General features: G+C 68.5%; 23 protein-coding genes. 10 read left to right on the forward strand and 13 right to left on the reverse strand.

The genetic code is table 11. The features are described from left to right. Window positions 1–69: 69 nt before the first annotated feature. From AT700_RS14465 to AT700_RS14490, 6 genes are all read right to left on the reverse strand, one after another. On the reverse strand, window positions 70–927 hold the full coding sequence (locus AT700_RS14465) for an EAL domain-containing protein (protein WP_003113636.1): 858 nt from the start codon (window positions 925–927) through the stop codon (window positions 70–72). Continuing rightward, a complete protein-coding gene (locus AT700_RS14470) occupies window positions 924–1,637 on the reverse strand; it encodes a molecular chaperone (protein ID WP_003113635.1) in 714 nt (237 codons plus the stop codon). The genes AT700_RS14465 and AT700_RS14470 overlap by 4 nt, the downstream gene beginning before the upstream one ends. After that, the gene (locus AT700_RS14475) at window positions 1,627–2,988 is read right to left on the reverse strand and encodes a fimbrial protein (protein ID WP_016851673.1); all 1,362 of its coding nucleotides are present in this window, start codon (window positions 2,986–2,988) and stop codon (window positions 1,627–1,629) included. Before AT700_RS14475 ends, AT700_RS14470 begins: the two co-directional genes overlap by 11 nt. Continuing rightward, window positions 2,985–5,603 carry a fimbria/pilus outer membrane usher protein gene (locus tag AT700_RS14480; RefSeq protein ID WP_003120282.1) on the reverse strand — a complete coding sequence of 873 codons (2,619 nt, stop codon included), beginning with the start codon at window positions 5,601–5,603 and terminating at the stop codon, window positions 2,985–2,987. Before AT700_RS14480 ends, AT700_RS14475 begins: the two co-directional genes overlap by 4 nt. Continuing rightward, entirely contained in the window at window positions 5,587–6,333 is a 747-nt protein-coding gene (locus AT700_RS14485) for a molecular chaperone (protein WP_003088863.1), read from the reverse strand. Before AT700_RS14485 ends, AT700_RS14480 begins: the two co-directional genes overlap by 17 nt. A gap of 87 nt (window positions 6,334–6,420) precedes the next feature. After that, window positions 6,421–6,972, reverse strand: a complete 552-nt coding sequence (locus AT700_RS14490) for a fimbrial protein (protein WP_003120281.1) — start codon at window positions 6,970–6,972, stop codon at window positions 6,421–6,423. 853 nt (window positions 6,973–7,825) lie between these two features. Here AT700_RS14490 and AT700_RS14495 point away from each other — a divergent pair. Genes AT700_RS14495 through AT700_RS14505 form a run of 3 tightly spaced genes read left to right on the forward strand, consistent with a single transcriptional unit; the run spans window position 7,826 to window position 10,114 of the window. Next, window positions 7,826–9,052, forward strand: a complete 1,227-nt coding sequence (locus tag AT700_RS14495) for a phosphoadenosine phosphosulfate reductase (protein WP_014602965.1) — start codon at window positions 7,826–7,828, stop codon at window positions 9,050–9,052. Next, on the forward strand, window positions 9,049–9,561 hold the full coding sequence (locus AT700_RS14500) for an N-acetyltransferase (RefSeq protein WP_003160204.1): 513 nt from the start codon (window positions 9,049–9,051) through the stop codon (window positions 9,559–9,561). The genes AT700_RS14495 and AT700_RS14500 overlap by 4 nt, the downstream gene beginning before the upstream one ends. After that, the gene (locus tag AT700_RS14505) at window positions 9,479–10,114 is read left to right on the forward strand and encodes an IbrB-like domain-containing protein (RefSeq protein ID WP_003088853.1); all 636 of its coding nucleotides are present in this window, start codon (window positions 9,479–9,481) and stop codon (window positions 10,112–10,114) included. Before AT700_RS14500 ends, AT700_RS14505 begins: the two co-directional genes overlap by 83 nt. 35 nt (window positions 10,115–10,149) lie before the next feature. Here AT700_RS14505 and AT700_RS14510 read toward each other — a convergent pair whose 3' ends face one another. The 4 genes from AT700_RS14510 to AT700_RS14525 all read right to left on the reverse strand — a co-directional run bounded on the left by AT700_RS14510 (window position 10,150) and on the right by AT700_RS14525 (window position 15,467). Next, the gene (locus AT700_RS14510) at window positions 10,150–11,598 is read right to left on the reverse strand and encodes an aldehyde dehydrogenase family protein (protein WP_003160203.1); all 1,449 of its coding nucleotides are present in this window, start codon (window positions 11,596–11,598) and stop codon (window positions 10,150–10,152) included. A gap of 21 nt (window positions 11,599–11,619) precedes the next feature. Then, a complete protein-coding gene (locus AT700_RS14515) occupies window positions 11,620–13,257 on the reverse strand; it encodes a GMC family oxidoreductase (RefSeq protein ID WP_003102147.1) in 1,638 nt (545 codons plus the stop codon). Between the two features lie 104 nt (window positions 13,258–13,361). Next, complete coding sequence (locus AT700_RS14520; protein ID WP_003088848.1) at window positions 13,362–14,294, reverse strand: LysR family transcriptional regulator; 933 nt, start codon at window positions 14,292–14,294, stop codon at window positions 13,362–13,364. A 36-nt stretch (window positions 14,295–14,330) separates the two neighbouring features. Then, on the reverse strand, window positions 14,331–15,467 hold the full coding sequence (locus AT700_RS14525) for an SRPBCC family protein (RefSeq protein WP_003117350.1): 1,137 nt from the start codon (window positions 15,465–15,467) through the stop codon (window positions 14,331–14,333). A 125-nt stretch (window positions 15,468–15,592) separates the two neighbouring features. Between AT700_RS14525 and AT700_RS14530 the strand changes: the two genes are divergently transcribed. From AT700_RS14530 to AT700_RS14545, 4 genes are all read left to right on the forward strand, one after another. Further along, complete coding sequence (locus tag AT700_RS14530; protein ID WP_003102141.1) at window positions 15,593–16,498, forward strand: LysR family transcriptional regulator; 906 nt, start codon at window positions 15,593–15,595, stop codon at window positions 16,496–16,498. A gap of 147 nt (window positions 16,499–16,645) precedes the next feature. Beyond that, window positions 16,646–17,074 (forward strand): nuclear transport factor 2 family protein, encoded by a 429-nt coding sequence (locus AT700_RS14535; protein ID WP_003102139.1) that lies wholly within the window; start codon window positions 16,646–16,648, stop codon window positions 17,072–17,074. Between the two features lie 16 nt (window positions 17,075–17,090). Beyond that, complete coding sequence (locus tag AT700_RS14540) at window positions 17,091–18,203, forward strand: DUF2855 family protein (protein WP_048521110.1); 1,113 nt, start codon at window positions 17,091–17,093, stop codon at window positions 18,201–18,203. Window positions 18,204–18,328: 125 nt separating this feature from the next. Next, window positions 18,329–18,571: a DUF2790 domain-containing protein gene (locus tag AT700_RS14545; RefSeq protein WP_003088835.1), complete on the forward strand. Its 243-nt coding sequence runs from the start codon at window positions 18,329–18,331 to the stop codon at window positions 18,569–18,571. Between the two features lie 166 nt (window positions 18,572–18,737). Here AT700_RS14545 and ada read toward each other — a convergent pair whose 3' ends face one another. Further along, entirely contained in the window at window positions 18,738–19,814 is a 1,077-nt protein-coding gene (ada, locus tag AT700_RS14550) for a bifunctional DNA-binding transcriptional regulator/O6-methylguanine-DNA methyltransferase Ada (RefSeq protein WP_048521111.1), read from the reverse strand. Between the two features lie 191 nt (window positions 19,815–20,005). Here ada and AT700_RS14555 point away from each other — a divergent pair, with 191 nt between their 5' ends. Beyond that, on the forward strand, window positions 20,006–20,986 hold the full coding sequence (locus AT700_RS14555) for a hypothetical protein (RefSeq protein WP_048521112.1): 981 nt from the start codon (window positions 20,006–20,008) through the stop codon (window positions 20,984–20,986). Here the strand turns inward: AT700_RS14555 and AT700_RS14560 are convergent. After that, a complete protein-coding gene (locus tag AT700_RS14560; RefSeq protein WP_003120275.1) occupies window positions 20,971–21,768 on the reverse strand; it encodes a putative hydro-lyase in 798 nt (265 codons plus the stop codon). The two genes, AT700_RS14555 and AT700_RS14560, sit on opposite strands and share 16 nt — an antisense overlap. A gap of 106 nt (window positions 21,769–21,874) precedes the next feature. Beyond that, the gene (locus AT700_RS14565) at window positions 21,875–22,828 is read right to left on the reverse strand and encodes a LysR family transcriptional regulator (RefSeq protein ID WP_003102114.1); all 954 of its coding nucleotides are present in this window, start codon (window positions 22,826–22,828) and stop codon (window positions 21,875–21,877) included. 254 nt (window positions 22,829–23,082) lie between these two features. On the opposite strand from AT700_RS14565, the gene AT700_RS14570 reads away from it, so the two are divergent. Continuing rightward, on the forward strand, window positions 23,083–24,354 hold the full coding sequence (locus AT700_RS14570) for an MFS transporter (protein WP_003122793.1): 1,272 nt from the start codon (window positions 23,083–23,085) through the stop codon (window positions 24,352–24,354). Window positions 24,355–24,378: 24 nt separating this feature from the next. Then, on the forward strand, window positions 24,379–25,608 hold the full coding sequence (locus tag AT700_RS14575; RefSeq protein ID WP_023464697.1) for an OprD family porin: 1,230 nt from the start codon (window positions 24,379–24,381) through the stop codon (window positions 25,606–25,608). Window positions 25,609–25,636 lie beyond the last annotated feature (28 nt).

The raw sequence follows: 25,636 nt of genomic DNA on the forward strand, positions 1-25,636 counted from the left end.
CTGTGACGGCGCCGCCGGCCGACCGTTCAGATTTTTCGCCGACCGTGCCAGGCCGGGCGCCCTCCCCGGTCACCCCTGGCGGCTCGCCAGCGCCTCGATCCGCGCCCGGCTCTTCGGCCGGCGTACGGACAGCGGCGGTTCGACCCGCATCGGCGGCGCGATCGCGTTGCCCTGGAGATAGACGTCCCCGGTCGGCAGCCGGGCGAACGCATCGTCCTCCTCGAGACCTTCCAGGACCACGCAGGGCGCCAGTTCGCGGCACAGGGCCAGCAGATGGCGCAGCACTTCGGCGCCCTTCGCCGAGCGACGTGCTTCGCGGGTATACCGGCAATCGATCTTGATCACATCGGGACGGGCATCGAGAACGAAGTCCAGGTTGTTGTGCGCCGCGCCGAAGTCGTCTATCGCGATGCGCACGCCATGTTCGCGCAGGCGTCGGATGAACTCCCGGGTCGCGACTCTCTCGCCCACGGCGGTCTCGGTCAGCTCCAGCGTCAGCCTCCGTGCCACCTGCGGACGGGCGGCCAGCCATCGGCAGACCGCTTCCCACCAGGCATCCATCGCCGCGCTCTGGCGCGACAGGTTGCAGGCCAGGCGCAAGGTAGGCTCGGCGTTCAGCCGGTCGAGGACCGTGCCCAGCACGCAGCGATCGAGCAGGCGTACCAGGCCGAGCCGCTCCAGCGCCAGGATCAGTTCCTGGGTCGGCAACGGCGGCTCGCCGCTGGCGGCCGTAACCCTGAGCAGGGTTTCCCGGTAGAGCGGCTCCCATTCCGGATGCCCGGCATGCCGTACGGCCTGCCAGTCCAGGCGCACCCGACCGCGCGCCAGGGCGGCCTGGAAACGCCGGGCGAGGCGCAGGTCGCCGGCCAGGGAGGCGGCAACGGCCGGTGGGTGCTCGTGCTGGCGAGCCTGTGGGGAACCGTTCACTGTAGAGCTTTCCTTTCCTGGCGGCTGACGCCGTTGTCGTCGATCCAGTCGAACGCCACCTCGCCGCGCGTCCCGCCGTCCACCCGCCGCGGCAGGCCGAGGCGTCGTTGCGAGCGCGGAGCCAGCAGCGTTCCGGGCAGATCCAGGCGCGTCTCCCCTATCTCCAGCGCCAGCCCCGCCAGGGACACGAAGTACGGCGTCGGGTTGTCCACCCGCAGGGTCTCGTCGCGCAGCGCGAAGCCCAGTTCGGCGGCCGCGTCCTCGGCGTGCGGATGCAGGCCGTGCGGGCGGTACAGCACCTTCATCTGGGTTCGCAGGGTGACCGTGAGCCGGGGCCGGCCAGCGGCCTCGGCGGTGGCTTGCGGGGGGATCTCGTAGATGTTCAGCCAGTACAGCGATTCGCGATCCCGTGCCTGGGCCTGGCCGGTAGCCAGCAGGCGCAGGCTGCGCTGGCGTCCCGGCTCCAGGCGGAATACGGGCGGCAGCGGCAGGAACGGAGCCAGCGCGGTATCCGGTTCGCCGTCGAGGGCGCCGTCATCGACCCACGCCTGCACCAGCACCGGGTAGGGATTCTGGTTGACCAGCAGCAACGAGGCCTCGCGCTGGCCCTCCACGAACACCAGGCGGGTGCGCTCCGCGGTCACTCCGGCCTCGCTCGTCGGCGCGAGGCAAAGCATGGCCAGCAGCGCGAGCGCGCGCCTACTGGACACGGATAACCACCTGCGCCGTGGCCTCGACTCGCCCCGCCGTGACGCCGGGCTGGCTGCCGAGCGCGAGTTTCTCCAGGCGCGCGCGGAAGGTTTCGCGGTACAGGTCGATGCCGCCGCTACCGCCGTTGGCCTGGGTCGCGCCACCGATGGCGGGGTACCAGCCGGTGGCCTCGGCGTTGCTGCCGCCGGCGGAGTTCTCGTTGGCCAGGAGCGTCATCGGCGTGCCGTCGCGGTAGATGCGGATGCCGACCCCACGGGCAATGCCCGGCTCCCCATAACGGTCGGAGAGCAGGTAGGACAGTCCGCCACTGGCGTTGACCAGGCCCAGCGCCGGGCTGGCCGCCAGGGCCCCGCTGGACACGCGGATGCCCAGCGCCGTGGCGCCGGCCCCGGTGCCGTTGGTCATGCCGCTCTGGCACTTGAAGGTGAGTTCGAAGGGCGCCTCGCGCACGCCGCCGCCATCGATCTCGGCCAGGGTGATGGACGGGAACTGCACGTGCGGGGTGACCGTCATCACCGCGCAAGTGGGATAGCGTTTCAGGGTCACGTAGCGGTACAGCCCGATGGCACCCGGCCAGTTGCTGTACCAGCCGCCCCAGTTGCCGCCCACGTGCGCCTGGCCGACGGTCGGCGCGGTCAGGCCCGGCCCCTTGATGGCGATGTAGGCCGCCGGCTGGGTGTAGGAATAGGGCTGCGAGAGGATCGTCGGCGAGTAGTAGCGGATCGCCTCCAGCGGCGCGCTGTACAGCTCGGCGCGTACCGCTGCGAGGTTCTTCGCCTTGACCAGCTGGAAGCCGCGCGAGTCTATGTCCAGCCCGGAGAGCTGGCGCTCCTTCCAGATCGGCGTGATGGTTTCCCCCGTCTCGACGTTGGTCAGGCGCAGCAGCACGTTGGGCCAGGCGGTCCGGTAGGCATCCTGCAGGCCGATGTCGTTGCCCACCGTATCGGCGCCGGTGTAGTAGCCGCTATAGAGATCGTCGCCGTTGGTAGAAAACATCTCGTAGACGGCGTCCCCGGCGCTACAGCGGAAGAACACCCGTTCGGGGTCGTAGCCGCCGGTGGCGCCGTACTGGGTCAGCGGCGCCACCGCGCTGGCGATGAGCGTCGGATAGGGCTGGAAACTCTCGTCGCTGACGTTGACCACGCTGGGCAGGCCGAGCGAGCCATTGCAGGTGTCGCAGGCGCCGGTCCAACTGCCGGCGGTACCTTCGCCTGGGCGGATCTGGGTGTTCGAGGTGGTCGTCTCGCTGCCTACCGAGGTGACCCGGTAGCAAGTCGCCTGGCCACTGGCGGGAAGCCCCAGCAACACGCCGAGGGCCAGCGCGGGCAGCAGGGGAAGCGTGCGGTTCATCTGGCGTTCTCCAGGTTGGAGTCGGTGGTGGCTGCCCGGCAGGTGCCGCGCAGGCGGATCAGCGCCTGGTCGCGAGACACACCGGCCAGGTCGTAGGGCAACTCGCAACGCTCCTTGCGCGCCGTTCCCCATTGCACCAGCAACCTGCCCCGCTGGTTTTCCGCGCGCGCATAGACCTGGCCGCCCTGCCCGACCATGCCGATGGCCGCCCCGCCGTCGTCGACCACCACGGCGCCGAGCGGCAGCACACTGCCGTCCTCGCGCCGCGCCTGGATCAGCAGCGGATGGCCGGTCAGCGTCCTGAACGTCACGCGCACGCTGGCACCGGCGTAGGGCGCGACCTTGCGCTCGGTTTCCAGCAGTTCGGCGTCGGGATCGATGCCAACGGGATCGAGTGAGATCGGGTTGTAGCGATAGGGCGACAGCGAGGGGGCCAGCGCATAGCCGTTGCCGTCGATGCGCGCGCCCTGCCCGCCGCGTATCGCGGCACCGCTGGCGCCCTTGGCCTCGACCAGGGCGAAGGTATCGCCGACGCTGGGGCCAAGGGTCAGCCCGTCGCGGTGAGCGACCAGCGCGCCACGGATGCCGCCACTGTATTGCCGGTAGCGATCGCCCTGGGCATAGCCGGCATTCACGGTGGCCAGCGCCGCCTGCTTCTGCAACGTGCCGTTCCATGTGGTGTCGGCGACCTCGCTGTCGCGGTTGGCGGACAGCGCGTAGCTCCAGGTACGCTCGTCGCCCAGCGTACCGTTCAGCCCGGTTTGCAGGCTGCCGCCACGGCTGTCGCCGGAGCGCCGGGTAGCCATGGCGCTGAGCGTCGGCGCCCGACTGGAAGAACCCAGCGGCATGGAGACGCTGAGGGTCAGGGTGTCGTTGCGCTGGCCGCTGCGCCGGTCGCGCCGGAGCAGCTCGACGCCAGGGTCCTGGTCGCCCTGCTCCTGGTAGTAGGTGGTGGTCTGCCGCGACCAGGCGAGGTTGTAGCTCAACTGCCCCCAGGTATTGGAGTAGCCGAACTGCAATTGGGTGTCGCGGCTCTTGCCGTCGTAGAAATCGCTGGAGGAGCCGGAAAGATAGAGGTTGCCGTAACCGCCGAGGGCCTGGCTCACCAGCAGGTTGAACTGGTTGCGCTGCTTGTAGCTGCCGGAATCCCAGGTGTCCCCGTGGCGCAGTGCGTCGCGCGAGCCGAGCACGTCGCCGAGTTCGCGGTAGCCTTCGGTGGAATAGCGGTAGCCGGCCAGGGTCAGGGTAGTGCCGGTGGGCTGGAAGGTCCGGCTGTAGTCGAGCCCGATGCGCCAGCCCTGCTTGCGCGCGCCATCCTCGACGCGTGCGCTGGAATAGGTGCTGTTCAGGCCGAAGGCGCCGAAGCGGGTGGCGAGGACGCCGCCGCCCAGCATGGCCAGGTAGTCGTCGGCGACACGCAGTCCCAGGTTGGCGGTCAGGGCGTTGCTCATGCCGCGCTGGTAGGTGAAGTCGGCGAACAGGTCGTCGCCGTCGCCATACTGGCGCGCCTGGCCCAGGGTGAAGCTGTAGCGCGACAGGCCGGGACGCATGGACTCCGGGACCGAGGCGAACGGCACGCTGAAGCTCGATACGCTGCCATCGGCTTCGAACACCTGGACATCCAGATCGCCGGCATAGGCGCTGTCGTAGAGATCGTCGATGACGAACGGACCGGGGGCGACATTCACCTCGCGGATCTTCCTGCCGTTCTGGCTGATCACCACCCGCGCCGCGGTGGCCGCGGTGCCGCGCACCTGCGGCGCATAGCGGCGCAGGGACTCGGGCAGCATGCGGTCGTCGGTAGCCAGGCTCAGGCCGCGGTAGCCGATGCTGCCGAGCAGGTTGCCGGCGGTGTAGCTCTCCCCCGCCGTCAGTTCGCTGCGCCAGGCCGGCAAGGCGCGCTGGGCATAGGTGCGGATGCTGTTCCACTTGCGCCTGGCCTGCCCGTTGTAGCGGGAATAGGTGTAGTTGGACTGGTGGCGCAAACGCCACAGGCCGAGGTTGATGCCGCTGTTCAGGCCGACATAGGCGTAGTCCGATCGTCCCGATTCGCCGCCGCGGTATTCGGAGCGATAGAGGTTGGTGTCGTAGTTGACGAAGCCCATGCTGTCGCCGGCGTCCCACTCCTCGGGGCTGACGTAGCCGCGCGGCTTGAGGTCGAGCAAGGCTTGCGGCACCGAGAGATCCAGGCGCAGGCGGGCGACGTCCAGGCTGAACCGCGAGCCGGGCAGGCGTGCATCGAGAAAGGCGCAGTGGCGCCCGTCGCCGCTCTTGCGCGGATCGTCACCAGGCTTGGCGCCGAGGCGCTGGCGCAGGAAGTCTTCGTCGAGGCAGGGCTCCACCGCGCCGCTGGCGGGGTTGGCGCGGAAACTCACTTCGCTGCGGCTGGCGAAGCGCTCGTTGAGGTAGACATCGACGTGATAGCGACCCGGATCGATCCGACCGTCCTGGTTGAAGCGCGACAGGTCGCCGCCGCCCAGGGAAGAGCCGAGCAACAGGCGATCATCGAATTCGTAGCCGGGCTGGGCATGACCGAAGGCGCTCGCCGCCAGCGCCATGCCGCCCGCCATCAGGGCCGTGCCGGTGCGGCAGCGGCGTTCATGGCGATAGGTCATGACGGATATCCATATGGGCGCCGTAGTCGTTGATCAGCAGCGCGTGCAGGCGCACGCGTCCCGGCGGCAGGGCTTCTCGGGTTTCGGCCTGCCATTCGGCATGGCTGCGCGGCTCCAGCATGCCGCTGCGCAAGCGCCAGCGGCGCTGGCCGACGCTGAGCGTGGCGCTGGCGAACGAGGCGTAGTAGCCGCTCGGGTTGTCCACCCGCACCGCCCAGCCGGCGCTGCGCCGGACCAGTGCGAAACGCAGTTGCCCGGGCAGGTCCTCGGGACGGCCCTGGATGCCCGCCGGGCGGTAGAACAGCTTCAGGCGATTGCGCAGCATCAGCAGCATCTGGTTCCGATCCGCATGGCTGCTGTTGCGTGGCGGGATCTGCAGGACGTTGAGATGGAACAGCGATTCGCGATCGCCCGGCAGGCCCTGCCCGGTGTAGACGATGCGCAGCGTCTGGCCGCTGTCCGGGGCCATGCGGAATACCGCCGGGTTGACCAGGAACGGCGCGTCCGCCTGGTCCGGCGGCGCGTCCGGGGCGTCGATGTCGACCCAGGCCTGGACGACGTTGGGAAACGCATCGCGATTGCTCAGTTGCACGGTCTTCTCCCGTGCCTCGCCGGGATAGATCACCCGGGTCCCGGTCACCACCACGCTTGCCCGCGCCTGGGCGATGCTCGCCAGCAGGACGAGCAGAAGCGCCGATGTCCTGCCGGATCGGTACGAATGTCTGGGCATGCGGCTTACCTGGCCGGGCACGGTCCAGCGACCGGGCCCGGCTTTAGTGCTGGGAAAAGGAAGGGGCGGCGCATGCGCCGCCGGCATTCACTCGTAACGCAGCGTGTAGGTCACGGCGCCGAGTACCGGACCGGGCGTCACGGTCGCCGCTTCGGAGACGTACTGCACCGCGTAGTCGTAGCTGGTGCTGGTGGCTCCGTTGGCGAGCACGATGTCGCCGGCGGGCACCGCCGCGCCGCCGGCCAGGTCGACCGGGTTGCCGCCGACGCTATCGAGCAATTGCAGCGCCACGCCCGTCGCGCCGCTGGCGGCGGTGTTCACCAGGTTCCCGGCGGCGCTGGGGTTGGTGGCCTGGAACAGGGTGGTGAAATGCTCGTCGGCCGTCGGCGCGACGCAATCGGTGAGTTGCAGGGTGAAGGCGGTTTCGCCGGCGCTGCGGCCCACTGCGCCATCGAGGGCGCTCACCGGTACGCTGTCGAGGATCACCGTGGGGTCGGTGAAGCCGTTGACCGCGACCTGGCAGGTCTGGTCGGTCACTTCGCCGCTGAATGTGATAGTGTTTGCCGCCATCGCGGTTCCCGAAGCGGCAATTGCCGCAAAGGCCAATACCACTGCGCATGGGTTCGAAGTTCTGGTCATGCCTATGTTCCTTGTGTGAGGCAATAATCGTCCACCCGCCTTTTATTTCGGCCGGGAACGCGGTAAAGACTCGAACGAGTTCAAATCGATAATCAGTGGTGCGAACCACCGATATAAGTATCCCGTGCACAGGCGTCGAGGTGAACGCCGAACGGCGGACTTATAAATCCGTTCGAGTGCCCGCCATTCGGGGAATTGCCTCGTTTCGCAGGGTACCGCCGCCTCTTCGTGCTATCCGTCGACATTGCAACGCTTGTATTTCCGACTATGGAACTCTGGCATCCCGGCCTCTCTTGCTTGTCTTCGCCAGTTTGGACTTATAATAAAAACCGTCATCCGTGTAATGCATGGATGGTGCCATGCAGTTAACTTCCAAGTTGGAAGTATGCACTTCCCTGTTATTCAACGAATAATTACCGTCGACTTTTCCCGGGCAATTTCCATGTTCACCCGCAGGCGCTTCTCCTTGCGTAGCAAGCTTTTTCCGCCGCCGCTCAGAAGTCCGGTGCGCAGACGAGTGCCAATGGCGGCGTGCGCACTCTCGTTGCAAGTGGGCGCTGCGCCGATGCTGTTCGGAGAATCCGTCTTGCGACAAGTCAACAACTCGAACCACGGCTTCGCCTAGCATTGAAAAAGTTCCTGCACGACAGTTGTCGGGCCTGTTGGTCGTCGCTCTGCCAAGTGCCTGGACATATTTCCGTTATCCACTGATTCGGAGTCCAACGTCGCCGAACGTGCCGGCTGCCGCGACTCTCGAAAAAATAGCCTGGAGAAACTCCGAAACAAACATTGCACATGGACCGTCGTCGCAACGGTCTCCCTCAATAGTTATTAAAAGAAGAGGTTCGCACCCATGGCAGGCAAGCATTACCAGGATGCCGATGTGCATGCCGCAACCCTATCCCGCCTCCGACTGGTATTCCGGAACTTCGAGCGCGTCTGTGTCGCCTTCTCCGGTGGCAAGGACAGCTCGGTCACCCTGCAATTGGCGCTGGACGTGGCACGCGAGTTGGGACGCAGCCCGGTGGACGTACTGTTCATCGACCTGGAGGGGCAGTACCAGGCCACCATCGATCACGTCAGCGAGATGCTCGGGCGTCCCGACGTACGCCCCTGGTGGGTCTGCCTGCCACTCAACCTGCGCAACGCCTCTAGCCTGGAGGAACCCTACTGGTGCTGCTGGGAGCCCGGCGCCGAGGCCGACTGGGTGCGCCCGCTACCGAAGCAGCGAGGGGTGATCAGCGACCCGGCGTTCTTCCCCTTCTACCGCTACCGCATGGAGTTCGAGGAGTTCGTCGCCGGCTTCAACGCCTGGCTGGCCAGGGAAGAGCCTACCGCGTTCCTGGTCGGCATCCGTTCGGACGAATCGCTCAATCGCTACCTGGCGGTCAAGCGCAGGAGCCGGGCGAAACAATGCGCCTGGACGCCGCCGGGCGGCTGCGCGCCGCTGGCCTGGAGCGCGCGCGACCGGGCCAACCCGCAGGCGGTGAGCTTCTTCCCGATCTACGACTGGCGTTTCGAGGATCTCTGGCGTTGCGTCGCCGACCACGGCTACGCCTATAACCGCCTCTACGACCAGATGTACCGCGCCGGCGTGCCGTTCTCGCAGATGCGCATCTGCCAGCCCTATGGCGACGACCAGCGCAAGGGCCTCGACCTGTTCCACCGGATCGAGCCACGCACCTGGTTCAAGGTAGTCCGGCGCGTCGCCGGCGCCAACTATGGGGCGCGCTATTGTCGCCAGCGCTTCCTCGGCTACCGTGGCGGCCTTGGCCTGCCGCCCTCCTTCGGCACCTGGCGCGAGTACAGCCAGTTCCTCCTGCGCAGCATGCCGCCGCCTCTGCGCGGCATCTACCAGCGGCGCATCGAGCGTTTCATCCTCTGGTGGAAGCAGCACGACTATCCCCTTGCCATCTGGCCGGACGCGGGGATCCCGGCCCTGGAGAATCGTCGCAAGCAGCCGTCCTGGCGGCGTATCGCGCTATCCCTGCTGAAGCAGGACATGGCCCGCTCGCTGTCCTTCGGCTTCTCCCAGGCCGATATCGACAGACTGGTCCCCGGTCGGGAGAAGCGCTCGTGATCCGCCCGCAAGACTGCGAGATCCTGCAGTGGCGCTCGTTCGACGACGAGGCCGCCTTCTTCGCCAGCATGGGCCGCTTCTTCGCCAGCGCCCGGGTGCGCCGCGAGTGCGGCGGCTACCCGCTGAGCGACGGTCCCTACCACCGCTGGTTCGTGCTCCGCCGCCTGGGGGACACGCGGATACTGGGGTTCGTCAGCCTGGAGCAACATCCCGACGTGGTTCGCCTGCGCGATGCCTACCTGCGTGCGGAAGCGCGCGGTCGCGGGCTGTTCCGCACCCTGCGCGAGCGGGTCCTCGGGCATGTCGACCAACTCGGGCTGGCCTGTACCACCCGCGCGCCCCAGGCCTGCGCGCGCCTTCTCGAACCGCACGGCTTCGCCGTGCATTCCACCCGGGGTAGCTGGGTGACGCTCATGAGGAAAGCCCATGGCACAGACAAAGACACTGACGGAGCGAGCCGAGGCGCTGTTCGGCGAACTGCACGGGTTGCCGCTTGCCGAGCGGATTGAAGCCATCAACCGGATCCGCCGGCTGCTCCACGCGCACAGTCCGTTCGCCGAAGAGCCGGTCGATTGCGTGCAGTGGGTGCGTGCCGAGCGCGTCGCCGGCAACGACTACAACCCCAATACCGTCGCGCCACCGGAGATGCGACTGCTGAGGCTGTCCATCGAGTCCGACGGATTCACCCAGCCCATCGTCGCCTATCCGCAGGCCGACGGGCGCTACGAGGTGGTCGACGGCTTTCACCGCCTGCGCGTGGGCAGCGCCAAGGGCGCGCTGCGCCAGCGTCTGCACGGCTACCTGCCGATCGCCGCGATACGCGCCGGGCGTGAAGGCGACAGCGAGCGCATCGCCGCCACCATCCGCCACAACCGAGCACGCGGCGTGCACGGCGTATTGCCGATGACGGCGATCGTGGTGACCCTGCTCAAGGCCGGCTGGAGCGAGGCCGACGTGGCCCGCGAACTGGGCATGGACAATGACGAGGTGCTGCGTTTCAAGCAGGTTTCCGGATTGCCCGAGCTGTTCCGCGAACACGTGTATTCCCGCTCCTGGGAGTAGCGGGCGGCGCCGTCGGCCGCACCGCTCGCCCAGGCTCAGGCCGCGCCGGTGGTCAGGCTGATGTGCTTGTATTCGACGAAGTCGTCCAGGGCGGCGACCCCGTTCAGCCGGCCGAGGCCGGACTGGCGGTAGCCGCCCTCCTCGAATTCGTCGTAGACCTTGGCCCAGTCGTTGATCCACACGGTGCCGGCGCGAATCTTCCGCGCCACCCGGAAGGCACGCGCGACATCGCGGGTCCAGACCCCGGCCGCCAGCCCGTACTCGCTGCGGTTGGCCAGGGCGACGCCCTCCTCCTCGTGCTCGAATACCTGCAGGGTCAGCACCGGTCCGAAGGTTTCCTGTTGCACGATGTCCAGGTCCGGATCATCGACCTCCAGCAGGGTCGGACGGTAGAAGGCGCCGGCCGCCAGCTCGCCCTCGGTTACCGGGCCGCCGCGGACCACCACCCGCGCGCCGGCGGCGATGGCCTGGCGTACGGCTCGCTCGACGCGCTCGACGTTGGCCTTGTCGATCAACGGCCCCATGTCGCTGCGCGGGTCCGCCGCCGGCCCCACGCGCAGGTTTTCCAGGCGCTGCGCCAGGCGTTCGCGTAGCCGTTCGGCAACGCCGCGCTGCACCAGCAGGCGCGAACCGGTCATGCAGAACTGCCCGGCGAACACCGTCAGCGACTTCTCCAGCACGGGCAAGGCGGCGTCCAGGTCGGCGTCGTCGAACACCAGGTGCGGTGTCTTGCCGCCCAGTTCCAGGCCGAAGCGCTTCAGGTGCCGCGCGCCGGCGGCGGAAATCGCTCGGCCGGTGGCGCTCGAGCCGGTGAAGCTGATCACCGGCACCTCGGCCGCGTCGATCAATCGCCGGGCGCCTTCGGAACCCGATTCGCTGAAGATGTTCACCGCCCCGGCAGGCAGCGACGGCGCTTCGGCGATGATCCGCGCGACCATGGCGTTGGTCTGCGCGGTCTGCCCCGGCATCTTCACCACCGTGGTGGTACCGGCGGCCAGCGCCGGCGCCAGGGAGCGGATCATCAGCACCACCGGTGAATTCCACGGCACGATGATGCCGGCGACGCCCATCGGCTCGCGCAGCACCAGCGACACCACGTCGGGGCGCGGCGTGCCGCTGGCGCCCCGTTCGCTGCGCGCCAGGCCGGCGTAGTAGCGCAGCTTGCCCGGCACCATGCCGACCTCGAAGGCAGCCTCGGGCTTGATCTTGCCGTTCTCCAGGGCAAGCAGGTCGATCAGCGCATCGGCATGCCGCTCGAAGGCCGCGGCGATTTCCTCCAGGGCTGTCGCGCGCAGCGCGTGGTCGTCCTTCCAGGGACCATCTTCGAAGGCGCGCACAGCGGCGGCGATCGCCGCGTCGGCCTCGGCCCGCCCGCCGTCGGCGTAGGTGCCGATCGGCTGGCCGCTGGCGGGGTCGAAGGATTGTCCCCGCTGCGCGGAATCGAGCCATGCGCCGTCGATCCAGTGTCTGGCGTGTCCGTTCATCTGCAAGTTCTCCTGGGTCGGTCAGGCGATGCGCTGCGCGAGGTGCTCGGCAACGGCGATGGTGGTGATGTTGGTGGCCACCGAAATGGCATCGGGGAAGATCGAGGCGTCGATCACCCGCAATCCTTGCAGGCCATGCACCCTGCCCTCCAGGTCGACCACCGCCCAGCGCTCGCCGGCGCGGCCCATCGGCGCGCTGGAGGTCGGGTGGTGGTAGGTATCGAGGGTGGCGCGGATCGCCGCTTCGATCTGCGCATCGCTGCGTGCCTCGGGCCCCGGCCCGAGTTCGGCGTGGATCAGCCCGGCGAGCGGTTCGCTGCGGCCTATCCGGCGCGCCAGCTTGACCCCTTCCAGCAACCGCGCGCGGTCTTCGGCCTCGGCGAGGAAGTTCAGGTCGATCAGCGGCGCGACGGCCGGGTCGCGGCTGGCCAGGCGCACACTGCCCAGCGATTGCGGCCGGGTCAGGGCCACGGCGAGGACGAAGCCGACCCCGGTCGGGCTCATCTCGGCGGGGAACAGGTGGGTGGCGGTGATGTGCAGGTCCAGCTCGCCGTTCTGCGCCCGCGAGCTATGGGTCCAGAGCTTGGCGCCGATCACCGGCGACTGCGCGCCGATGCGCTCCGGCCGGGCGGCATAGGCGTTGTAGTAGAACGGATGGTCCTTGAGCCGGCGGCCCACCGGCAAGTCGGCAAGCAACGGGATCGACAGCGCCTTCAGCTCGTCGGCCGGGCCGACACCGGAGCGCAGCAGGATCGCCGGGCTGCCGTAGGCGCCGGCGCTGAGGATCACTTCGCCGGCGTGGATTTCCTCGCCGGAGGCCAGGCGCACGCCCACCGCGCGCTTGCCTTCGAAGAGCACCCGGTCGACCAGCGCGTCGCCGCGGATCGACAGGTTGGCGCGAGCGCGCACGGCGTTGTCGAGGTAGGCCATGCCGGTGTTGACGCGCACACCGTTGACGACATTCATCGGGTACGGCCCGACGCCGTTGGCGTCGGCGCCGTCGAAATCGGCGATGGCCTTGAAACCGTTGGCCAGGGTGGCGTCGACGAAGGCCCTCTGCATCGGCGAGAGATCGGCGCGGCTCAGTTGCCGCACCGGCAGCGGTCCGTCCCCGCCGTGCAGGGCCGGGTCGCCGCCCTGGCGGGTCTCCAGGCGGCGGAACGCCGGCAGCAGGTCGTCGTAGGACCAGCCCGGCAGGTTCCAGCGGGCGAAGTCTTCGCGCCGCGCGCGGATCGCCACCGCGCCGTTGATCGCCGAGCTGCCGCCGAGGACCTTGCCGCGGATCGCATGGATCGGGTGCCCGATCGCCCCCGGTTGGGACTGGTAGCCCCAGTCGCTGGAGGGGTCGCCGCCGACGCTGTCGCTGCTGGCGATGATCCTGGGGTAGTCCCAGGCCGGATAGGCCTGGCCGGCTTCCAGCAACAGTACCCGGCGGTCGCCGCGCTCGCTCAGGCGCCGGGCGAGGACCGCGCCGGCGGAGCCGCCGCCGACGATCAGCACATCGATCCTGCCGCCATCGAAGGCCTTGCGGGGCGTTTCCGCCGTGGCGCTGGCCACGCCGGGCGCGCCGCCGAGCAGCGAGCCCAGGGCGAGCGCGGCGGAGCCGGCGACGGTCTGCGCCAGCAAGGTGCGGCGCGCCGGGTTTTCGGGTTGGTGCATGGGGTTCTCCCGTATCCAGATCGATTGACGGGAGCAACGCTATGCCCGGCGCGCCCTCGGCGACAGACAGCGGAAGGCGAACCGCTGGTTCGGTTTTTCCGAACTCAGCCCGGCGGCAACAGGCCACGCTCGATGAGCGCGCGGTCCCAGGGTGCCGGATCGCCGATTTCCTCTTCGAGGAACTGGCCGAGGACGAGGATCTTCCGGGGCGTCCGTTGGGTCTTGCGGTAGACCACGGAAACCTGCCCGCCGTCCGGCGAGTAGCCAGGCAGGACCGGCAGCAGCTCGCCGGCCAGCAAGGCATCGGCGGCCAGGAAGCTCGGCAGGATCGCCAGGCCGAGCCCGGCGCGCGCACCTTCGAGCAACTGGTGCCCGGAGTCGGTGCGCATCCTCACCCGGATGCGGAACGAGGCCGGTTCGCCGTCCACCGGCAGACAGAGCATGCCGCCGGGCTCGCGGTTGTAGTAGACCAGCCCGTCGTGCGCCTGTAATTCCTCGGGATGCTGCGGCACGCCATGCCGCGCCAGGTAGTCGGGACTGGCGCAGAGCAGGTGGCGGTTGGCGGTGATCGGCCGCGCCACCAGGCAGGAGTCGTCCAGCCGGCCCATGCGCAGGGCCATGTCGAAGCGCGGTTCCTGGAGGTTGACGAAACGATCGTCGGCCTGCACGTCCACCCGCAATTGCGGATGGCGCTCGGCGAAGCGCGCCAGCAGCGGCGCCAGGTAGCGCGGAGTGAAGGCCAGCGGCGCGGAGAGGCGCAACTGGCCGCGCAGGTCGTCATCGGCGTCGAGCACCGAGGCTTCCGCCTGCTCCAGCTCCTGTAGCAGGCGGCAGGCATGTTCGTAGTAGGTGCGACCGGGGTCGGTGAGGCTCAGCGGCCGGGTGCGGTTCAGCAGCACCCGGCCCAGGCGCCTCTCCAGTTGCTGGATACGCTGGCTGACTTGCGACTTGGTGGTGCCCAGGCGGCGGGCGGCTTCGGAGAAGCTACGGGCGTCAACCACGCTGACGAAGGTGGTCATTTCGGCAAACTTGTTCATCGGTGTCCTTCTGCGATCCGCCCCCGCGGCCCCCGATCATACGCTTTCCGCCGCCGCTATCCGCGCCTCGGCGACCCGGCGTAGGCGGTGCATGGACTCCTCCGACTCGCGCTCGATGCGCCGGCGCAGCAGGAACAGGTTGGCCAGGCGCATTGACCAGCCATCGAAGCGGTATTCCAGGGTGCGCACGAAGCGGGTGCCGGCCGCGCTCGGCTGGCATTCGTAGCTCAGGCGCAGGTGCAGGCCGTGGTCGCCACGGGCGTTGGCGCGCCAGAGGCGGCCCGGCTGGTACTCGACCACCGTCCAGGACAAGTGCCCGGCGCGGCCGCCGGCGTGGATGTCCTCCTCGAAGCGCGCGCCGGCCGGCAGCGGGCCCGAGGCGCCGTCGACCCGCAACGACGAGGGATGCCATTCCGGCCAGAGTGCCGGGCTGGCGGCGTAGGCGAGGGTCGCCTCGGGCCCGCGGGCGATCTCGATTCGGTGCTGCATGCGGGTCATGGCGCGCTCCTCGGCGGGTTCCGCTTCCCAGTGGAGGGTGCCGTAGCACCAGTCCATCAACGGGAAGACCAGGTTGAAGTTGTGCGTCTGCATCAGCTCGCGACGGTGATGCAGTTCGTGCAGGCGGCGCATGTGGCGGATCCACGGCAGACGGCTGAGCGGATGCTCCGGCGGCAGGTGTTCGCAGGCGTGGAAGATCTCGTAGCTGAGGTAGCCCAGCAGCAGGGTCGCGGCGAACAGCGCGGCGAGGTTGTCGTTCAGCAGGCCGAGCAGGCTCCAGGCGAGCAGCGCGCCGAGGCTGAAGACCACCACCAGCCAGGCCGGGAACAGGATCACCCGCCAGTCGCGTGCCTGTTCGTAGCGCATCTGGCCGGCGACGAAGAAGCTGTGGTGGTCGCCGGTATGGCGCTTGTAGAACATCCGCCCCAGCGGGTGCTTGTGGTGGCCGAGGGACTTGTGGATGCGGTACTCGCCCCAGTTGAAGAACACCAGCGCGGCCGGCACCGTCAGCCATTCCAGCAGGCTCGGCTGCTCGAGCCGGGAGAGGAAGAAGACGATCCAGGCGCCGCCGTAGGCGAGGACGAAGCCGGCGTGCAGCCAGGGGTTGTAGCCGGGCCGGATGGCCGCGCGGTACTGCTGGCGAAAGGGTTGGGGATCGAAGGACATGGTCGGCATCTCGCGTGTGATTGTTATTGGCTGGGCCGCGAACCGGGCCGATCCGCCGGGGCGGAAGGGCTTGCATTCGAGTGTAGCGATGCCAGTCTTATCAGGGTAATGGATAAATAGAATGAGGATTATTCATGAAGCTGAACTTGCAGCAGCTCGACCTCAACCTGCTTCTGGTCTTCGATGCCCTGATGCGCGAACGCAACCTGTCGCGCGCGGCGATCCGCCTGCATCGCAGCCAGCCGGCGGTGAGCAACGCCCTCGCCCGCCTGCGCGAGCAGCTCGACCAGCCGCTGTTCCGGCGCACCGCCAAGGGCCTGGAACCCACCGCCGCCGCCCTCGCCCTGTACGTGCCGGTGCGCCAGGCCCTGCATCTGCTGCAGGCCGGCCTTGGCTCCCAGGAAACCTTCGATCCGCACACTGCGCGGACCTTTCGCCTGACGATGAACGACTATGCCCAGTTGCGCCTGCTGCCGGGCCTGGTGACCCGCCTGAAGACCCTGGCCCCGCGGGTGACGCTGGAGGTACGTCCCGACGAAGGCGCCTCGATCCCGGCGCAACTGGCCAGCGGCGAACTCGACCTGGCGATCGACTACCTGTACTTCGACGAGCCCGAGCTGGCCTACCGGCCGGTCGGCGAGGAACGCCTGGTGGTGATCGCCCGGCAGGGCCATCCGGCCTTCCGCGGCGGCCTCGACCGCGCGGCCTACGAGGCCGCGCAGCACGTCTCGATCCTGCCGCGGGTCGGGCGCGGCAGTCCGCTGGAGATCGTCCTCGGCTCGGCCAGGGTACAGCGCCAGGTGCAATTGCTGGTGCCTCACTACCTGACCATCCCGGCCATCGTCGCCAGCACCGAGCTGCTCGGCACCGTGCCGCGCCGCCTGGCCGAGCGTTTCGCCGGCAGCCATGGTCTGCAACTGGCGGACGTCCCCTTCGAGATGGCCCCGGTGCAGGTCAACCTGATCTGGCATCGCCAGCAGGAAGCGACGCCCGGCCTGCAATGGCTGCGCGAGCAGATCGTGCAGATCGAACAGGGCTGAGTCGCAGGTTGCGCGCCAGGATCAGTCTTCCGTCACTTTCGATCATTGAGCGAGGCCTTTCCCGCGACCTATGGTGAGGCTGCGCCCCGCTGCCGGCCCCAGGCCGCCCCGGGGATACAGTCCAGCACCCGCCAGAGGAGCCACCGTATGACCAGCCTGCCGCTCGAAGCCAACGCCGCCGCCACCCTCGCCGAATGGCACGGGCTGATCGCCCGCCGCGACCTCTCCGGGTTGCCGCGCCTGCTGCACCCCGACGCCGTGTTCCGCTCGCCGATGGCGCACAAGCCGTATGCCGGCGCACCGGTGGTCTCGATGATCCTGAATACCGTGCTCACGGTCTTCGAGGATTTCGCCTATCACCGCCAGTTGGCCAGCGCCGACGGCCGCAGCGTGGTGCTGGAATTCAGCGCACGGGTCGGCGAACGCGAACTGAAAGGCATCGACATGATCCGCTTCGACGACGACGGCCGGATCGTCGACTTCGAAGTGATGGTCCGTCCCATGAGCGGCCTCCAGGCCCTCGGCGAGGAGATGGGCCGGCGCCTGGCCTCCTATCTGGCCGCGAGCAAGGCCTGAGGCGGAGGAACCTGCCATGACCCGCATCACCGAAGTCGTGGTCGAGCGTCGCCAGCTCACCACCGCCGCCCTGCGTACGCGCAACCTGCCCGCCCCGGAGGCGCTGGCGGAAGGCCAGGCGCTGCTGGCGGTCGGCGAGTTCGCCCTGACCGCCAACAACGTCACCTATGCCGCCCTCGGCGATGCCCTGCGCTACTGGGAGTTCTTCCCGGCCGGCGAGGGGCTGGGCATCGTCCCGGTCTGGGGCTTCGCCGAGGTGCTTGCCTCGCGCTGCCCGGGGGTCGAACCGGGCGAGCGCTTCTATGGCTACTATCCGATGGCCAGCCACCTGCTGGTCGCGCCGGCGCAGGTCCGCGGCAGCGGCTTCGTCGACGCCAGCGAGCACCGCCGGAACCTCCCGTCGGTCTACAACCAGTACCTGCGCTGCAGCAGCGACCCGCTCTACCGGGCCTCCGACGAGGCCCTGCAGATGCTCCTGCGGCCGCTGTTCACCACCTCGTTCCTGCTCGACGACTTCCTCGCCGAGCATGCCTTCTTCGGCGCCACCGACCTGCTGCTGAGCAGTGCCTCGAGCAAGACCGCCATCGGCCTGGCCTTCCTCCTCCAGCGCAATCGTGCGCAACGCGGCCAGGACTACCGCATCGTCGGCCTGACCTCCGCGGGCAACCGCGCCTTCGTCGAAGGCCTGGGCTGCTATGACGAGGTCCTGGCCTACGACCGCCTGGACGCACTGGACGCCAGCGGAGACGCGTTGAGCGTGGATTTCGCCGGCAACGGCGCCCTGCTCGGCCAGTTGCACCAGCGCCTGGGCGACCGCCTGCGCTACAGTTGCCTGGTCGGCGCCGCCCACTGGGACCAGCGCGGCGGCCTGCCGAAGGCGCTGCCGGGTCCGACGCCGAAGCTGTTCTTCGCCCCGGCGCAGGCGGAAAAACGCCTCAAGGACTGGGGCGGCGCGGCGTTCCAGGCGCGCCTGGCGGAAGTCTGGGGCGAGTTCTCGGCCTTCGTCGGCGGCTGGATCCAGGTCCGCCGCGGTGTCGGCGGCAGCGAGGTGCTGGAGGTCTACCAGGACCTGCTGGCCGGGCGCTCGGCACCGCAACTGGGCTACATCCTTTCCCTCGACGGCGGCTGAGGCCGCCGTTCTATACTGCTGGACGGAGGTGGCGAACCCGTCGCGAACGACGAAGCGGGTTCCACCCATGGCGTCGGCGGCGCCCTTGCGCCGTCGCTTCGCGGGGGGATGGAGAGATACCGTCCATGAACCGAGCCAAGCTCTACCTCTGCTGCGTTGCACTACTGCTGGTGCCGGCCATCGCCGGTGCGGCGACTGCCGACTACGTCTACGGCATGCCGCTGGACGTGGCCAGGGTGCTGAGCGTCGACGAGGCGCCCAGCGATACCTGCCAGGTGGTGCGCGCCACCCTGGTGTACCTGGACTCCCACGGCGAGCGCCAGGTGTTGCACTACCTGAAGCAGGCGCGTGCGTGCAGCGACGAATGAAACGACGGAGGAAAGGACGAACGGTCAGGGTTGTCGTTTCATTTCACGAAATTTTCACCGCTGACATGGATACTGGAACCAGCTGAAGGACCAGCGCCCCATTGCATAGAGCCCACCATCGAGTGGGCTTTTTGCATTCCGGGCCGCGTATCGCCTGGCCTTGGGCTCAATCCCGCTCTTCCCTGCGCAGCAGTTCGCGCTTGCGCTCCACGCCCCAGCGGTAGCCGGAAATGTCGCCGTCGCGACGTACCACCCGGTGGCAGGGAATCGCCACTGCGATCCGGTTCGCCGCGCAGGCCTGCGCCACCGCGCGCACCGCTCGCGGCGCGCCGATCCGTTCGGCGACCTGCGCATAGCTCGCCGTGCTGCCCGGCGGTATTTCCCGCAGCGCCTGCCAGACCCGTTCCTGGAACGCCGTACCGCGCACGTCCAGCGGCAGGTCCAGCCCCAGTTGAGGCGACTCGACGAAGCCCACCACCTGCGCCACCAGCCGTTCGAAGTCGGCGTCGCCGCCGAGCAGCTGGGCGCGCGGGAACTGGTCCTGCAACTCGCGCAGCAACGGCTCCGGCTCCTCGCCGAGGAGAATCGCGCAGATGCCATGCTGGCTCTGCGCTACCAGGATCGCGCCCAGCGAGCACTGGCCGATGGCGAAACGGATCGCCGCGCCGGCGCCGCCATCGCGGTAATCGCGCGGGCGCATGCCGAGGCGTTGCGACGAGGACTCGTAGAAGCGGCTGTTGGAGTTGAAACCGGACTCGTAGATCGCCTCGGTCACCGAAGCGGACGCCTGGCCCAGGCGCTCGCGCAGGCGCCGGGCACGATAGGCCGAGGCGTAGGCCTTGGGCGTCAGGCCGGTTTCGGCCTTGAACAGACGATGGAAGTGGAACGGACTCATGCCCAGTCGGGCGGCCAGCGCCTCCAGTGCCGGCGGCGTCTCCGCCGTCTCGATCATCCGGCAGGCCTGCGCCACCCGCTCGGCGCGCTGCTCCGCCGCCAGGCTGCGGTCGCCGGCGGCGCGCCGGCTGGGCCGATAGCCGGCGGCCTCGGCGGCCTCGGCAGTGGCGAAGAACTCGACGTTCTCGCGCCTGGGCCGACGCGCCGAGGAACTCGGGCGGCAATAGACCCCGGTGGTCTTCACCGCATAGACGAACGCCCCGTCCGCCGCCGCGTCGCGCGCCAGCACGGCGGCCCAGCGCTGTTCGTCGGTGTGGTAGGCGTTGCAAGGATCGAGCTGCTGGCTCATGGCGTTTCCCCTGTGGGAGCGGATGATGCCCGCAGACTAATTCGCCATTCAAGCGCAAGAACTCCGGTTCTTGCGCTTGAATTCGAGCAAGGCCATGTGCCCGGCTTCGGCAGGTGCGGAAGGCCGTCGGCTTGCCTACCCATCGCCAGGCGCCATAATGGCCCGCTCGAACCGGCGGAAGGATTGGGAACATGGCGTTCAAACGGATAGCACTGGCCTACTGCGTGCAACTGGATCGGGTGATCTCCATCGCCAGCGCCAGCCGCGAATACTTCTCCCAGGCCGAGCCGCGCAAACGCTTCGATTTCCTCTGCTCCAGCGAAGGGTGCCGGGCACAGGGGATCAAGGTATCGGCGAGCAACTACGACAAGCTGCCGCAGGACACCCGCAAGGCCGCGCACTTCAGCAAGTTCCCGCACTCCACCCATCTGTCGGATTGCGAATGGTTCGTCGAGGAGGACGAGGACGCTCTGCGCCCGGGCGAGTCCGCCGAGGATGCCGGCCAGCGGCGCATCCGCGACAAGCTGGATGCCTACGTCGAGGAGTTCGACCCGGCCATTGCCGAGGAGGCCGCGCCGCCGCAAGCGGACCCGGACACCGAGGAACACCCGCCGGCCTCCGCCGCAGTGCGCACCGACGCTCCCGCCGCGCCTCGGCAGAGAACGCAACGGCCACGGCGCACCCGCGATTTCGAACTGCTCGTCGACACCTTCCGCCAGGCCCGCGCCGAGCTGCCGGCGGAAGAGTTCAAGCAACTGGACATCCGCATCAGCGGCCTCGGCCGGATACCGCTGCGCGCCTATTTCCAGCACATCGGCTATGCCACCCCGGGCAGCGCCGGCAAGGTATTCTACGGCGGCGCCGACCTGGTCCGGCGCTACGGTGCGCCGAGCCGGCCGCAGGGCTTCCGCTTCAAGTTCCGCGACCGCATCGACGGCAAGCCGGTATTCCTCTACGTCGCTCCGGAAACCTTGCAGGGCTATCCGCATCGGCGCTACCTCGAAGACATCCTCGGTTGCGCCGAAACGGTGCGCTACTTCACCCTCTACGCCCTCGGGCGGCTCATCGAAGCGCCGAGCGGCAAGAGCTACAGCCTGGAGCCGGATGCCCTGCGCCACCTGGCGATCATCCCCGGTCCGGCGAAGGACGACGCCCCTCAGAGCTCGTCGTAGAGTCGGTCGCTGACCAGCATGTGCCCCGGCGCGTGACTGATGTACAGCTCCGGCTGAACCTCGGCGAGCACCGCCTGGGGCGTGACCCCGCAGGCCCAGAACAGCGGGATCTCGTCCGCCGCGAGGGGCACCGGGTCGCCGTAGTCGGGCCGCGCCAGGTCGCGGATGCCGATCAGCGCCGGATCGCCCAGGTGCAGCGGTGCGCCATGGGTCATAGGGAAGCGGCTGGTGACCTGGATCGCCCGGATCGCCTCGGCGGCCTTCAACGGCCGCATCGATACCACCGTGGGCCCGGCCAGGCGACCGCTCGGCCGGGTAGCGATGGAGCTGCGGTACATCGCCACGTTGCGCCCCAGCTCGAGGTGGCGCAGGCCGATGCCGGCGTCGAGCAACGCCTGTTCGAAGGAGAACGAGCAGCCGATGGCGAAGGCGACGAAATCCGCTTCCCAGAAGGTGCCGATGTCGCTCACCTCGACGGGCTCCTGACCGCGTCGATGCACCCTGTAGCGCGGCAGGTCGCTGCGCACGTCGATATCCGCGCCGAGCCTGGCGAAGTGCGGCGAGCCGGGTTCGCTGACGTCGAGCAGCGGGCAGGCCCGGGGGTTCAGGGCACAGAAGCGAAGGAACTCGTCGGCCCAGGATTTCTGCAGGATCACCAGGTTGGCCTGCAAGTGGCGCTGGCCGAGGCCGCTGGTATGGCCGGTGTAGTCGCCGCGGCGGATCAGTTGGCGCAGGACCGGCGGCGGCAGTTGCGCGAGTTCGTGGAAGGTCGGTTCGGGCATGGCGGCTCCGTGCGCTGGCGGACGTCGTTGTTGGCAGGTTTGTAGAAGCGGACGGCGGTCAGCGTCCAACGAGATTTTTCCGCCGGGGGCGATCGGAAAATCCGAATCAGCGCGAACGCAGCCGCCCCACTCCTTTCTTCAGCGGCGCCAGGAGCATGCACTCCGGGCCGACGTTGGCCGCGTAGTCGGCCAGCACCGCCTTGCTCAGCTCCACCACTTCGTCCACCAGTTCCAGGCCGGTGCCGCCGCGCCAGGACACCACCACCGGCAGGTTCGGCGGCGGCGGGCCGAGGCGCAGCAGGGTCAGTTCGCCGCGTTCCAGTTCCTGGCTGACCAGCGCCGGCGGCAAGGCGCCGACGCCGAAGCCGTCGCGCAGCAGGCGGGTCATCGCCGCCACCGAGTTCACGCAGTTCAGGCGCGGCGCCGCGACGCCGTTGGCGTGCAGCAGGCCGAGCACGTCCTGGTGCGGCCGCGAGTGCTTGGAGAAGGTCACCACCCGCTCCCGCGCCAGGTCCGCCAGCGAGGCGTAGTCGCGGTGGTAGATCGAGCCGGTGGAAACGATCCAGCGCAGCGGATAGCTGCCCAGTTCGAGGTTCAGCACCGACTCGTGGCGCAGCGAGTCGGTCTGGAAGATCAGGTCCAGGTAGCCCTTCTGCAACTGCTCGGAGAGGTTGCGCGCGGTGTCCGCCATCAGCTCGATCTCCACCGCCGGGAAGGTTTCCGTGACCCTGGCCACCAACGGGCTCAGCCAGGTGTGGATGACCGTGTCCATGGCGCCGATACGAATCCGTCCCTGGGTGCTGGCGCCGGTGTCGAGCGACTGCTTCAGCGCGTGCATGGTGTCCATCATCCGCTCGGCGTAGGCCAGTACCTTGTCGCCTTCCGGGGTCAGGGTCACGCCGCGCGAGTCGCGGACGAACAGTTTCACGCCGAGTTCGTCCTCCAGCACGGCGATCCGGCTGGAAATGGAAGCCTGGGTACTGAACAGCTTCTCCGCGGTGAGGCGGAAGCTCTTCAGGCGCGCGACCCAGACGAAGGTCTCGAGGAATTTCAGGTTCATGTGGCGGGTACCGACGGGCAAGGGACACAAGGTGGCGGGAGCGAGCAGCTTCCATGCCAGCGCCCACCTTCCGGCGGCACATGATCGACGCATGACGGCCTGCTCCGCCATCGAAATTTCTTATCCCCGGCGGCCGCATAAATTAGTTGGACGCTCGCTGGCCAGCCTCGAAGAATGCGACCACCGGGTGCGACGGCGCCCACCGAATCTTCATAACACCAATAACGACGATCGGTGCCCCCATGGAAAAACACATGACCCTCGACGCCGGCCCGGACGCTTCCCGGGACGGTCATTTCGGCTGGTATCGCGCCCTCGACAAGCAGGAACGCCGGGCCTTCTGGAGCTGCAAGATCGGCTACGGCCTGGACGGCATGGACACCCAGATGCTCAGCTTCGTGATCCCTACCCTGATCGCCCTGTGGGGGATCGGCACCGGCGAAGCCGGCTTCATCCACACCATGACCCTGCTCGCCTCCGCCGCCGGCGGCTGGATCGCCGGGATCCTCTCCGACCGCATCGGCCGGGTGCTGACCCTGCAACTGACGGTGCTCTGGTTCGCCTTCTTCACCTTCCTCTGCGGCCTCGCGCAGAACTACGAGCAGCTGCTGGTCGCACGGACCCTGATGGGCTTCGGCTTCGGTGGCGAATGGACCGCCGGCGCGGTACTCATCGGCGAAGTGATCAAGGCCCGCGACCGCGGCAAGGCGGTCGGCCTGGTGCAGTCCGGCTGGGCCATCGGCTGGGGCCTCACCGCCATCCTCTACTCGCTGATGTTCAGCCTGCTGCCGCCGGAAGAGGCCTGGCGCGCGCTGTTCATGCTCGGCCTGTTGCCGGCGCTGTTCGTCCTGGTGGTACGCCGGCTGGTCAAGGAACCGGCGATCTACCGCGAGGCCAGGCAACGCAACCAGGGCGCCGACAAGGTCAGCTTCTACGAGATCTTCGCCCCCGGGATGCTCAGCATCACCCTGCGCGCCTCGCTGCTGACCACCGGCGCGCTCGGCGGCTACTACGCCATCACCGCCTGGCTGCCGACCTTCCTCAAGACCGAACGCGGGCTGACCGTGCTCGGCACCAGCGGCTACCTGGCGATGGTGATCCTCGGCTCCTACGTCGGCTACGTGGTCAGTGCCTTCCTCACCGACCTGATCGGGCGCAAGAAGAACTTTGTCCTGTTCGCCGTCGGCTCCTTCACCGTGGTCCTGCTCTACACCCAGTTGCCGGTGAGCAACGGCGCCATGCTCTGGCTCGGTTTCCCGCTCGGCTTCTTCGCCTCGGGCATCTTCAGCGGCATGGGCTCGTTCCTCACCGAACTGTTCCCAACCCGCATCCGCGGCTCCGGCCAGGGCTTCTGCTACAACGCCGGGCGCGCCATCGCCGCGCTGTTCCCGATGCTGATCGGCATGCTCGGCCAGAAGCTCTCGCTGGGCCTGGGGATCGGCGCCTTCGCCGCGGTCTCCTACGGCGTGGTGATCCTCGCCGCCCTCAGCCTGCCGGAAACCCGCGGCAAGCAACTGGAACTCTGAGCCGTCGACCGAGGAAATCCCAGCATGCATCCCACTCCCCGCCTGGCTGCCGCGCTGCTCGCCGGCAGCGGGCTGGGCTGGCCGCTGCTCGCCCAGGCCGACCTGGTCGAGGACAGCCACGCCAGCCTCGAACTGCGCAACTTCTACTTCAACCGCGACTTCCGCCAGAGCGGCGCGCGCGACAACGCCGACGAATGGGCGCAGGGCTTCCTCCTGCGCCTGGAGTCCGGCTTCAGCGAAGGCACCGTCGGCTTCGGCGTCGACGCCATCGGCCTGCTCGGCTTCAAGCTCGACTCCGGCGGCGGCAGCGGCGGAACCGGGCTGCTGCCGGCCGACGGCTCCGCCGGCGGCTCCCAGGATGACTACGCCAAGCTCGGCCTGACCGCCAAGGCGCGGGTCTCCAACAGCCTGCTCAAGGTCGGCGCGCTGCACTTCAAGAGCCCGCTGGTCTCGGCCAACGACACCCGCCTGCTGCCGGAACTGTTCCGCGGCGCGCTGATCGACGTGCAGGAGATCGACGGCCTGACCCTGCGCGGCGCGCACCTGGACCGCAACAAGCTGAACAGTTCCAGCGACTACCAGGTGTTCAGCGCCAACCGCATCGGCGGGCGCAGCGATGCCTTCGACTTCGCCGGCGGCGACTATCGCCTGACCCCGGCGCTGACCGCCAGCCTGCACCAGGGTCGGCTCAAGGACATCTACCGACAGACCTTCGCCGGCCTGGTACACACCCTCGACCTCGGCGGACAGCGTTCGCTCAAGAGCGACCTGCGCTTCGCCCGGGCCAGCGAGGACGGCGGCTTCCGCGAACTGGACAACCGCGCCTTCGGCGCCCTCTTCAGCCTGCGCCTGGGCGCCCACGCGGTGGCCGCCGGCTACCAGCGGATCAGTGGCGACGATCCCTATCCCTACATCGCCGGCAGCGACCCGTACCTGGTCAACTTCATCCAGATCGGCGACTTCGGCAACGTCGACGAGCGTTCCTGGCAACTGCGCTACGACTACGATTTCGGCGCGCTCGGCCTGCCCGGCCTGAGCTTCATGAGCCGCTACGTCTCCGGCGACAACGTCGCCCGCGGCGCGGCCAACGACGGCAAGGAATGGGAACGCAACACCGACCTCGGCTACGTGGTGCAGAGCGGGCCGCTGAAGAACCTCGGGGTGAAATGGCGCAACGCCACGGTGCGTTCGAATTTCGCCAACGACCTCGACGAAAACCGCCTGATCCTCAGCTACAGCCTGACGCTGTGGTGAGGTCCGGCGAGCAATGACCTGAAGGAAC

It is taken from the genome of Pseudomonas aeruginosa (genome assembly GCF_001457615.1).
Lineage (GTDB): Bacteria > Pseudomonadota > Gammaproteobacteria > Pseudomonadales > Pseudomonadaceae > Pseudomonas > Pseudomonas aeruginosa.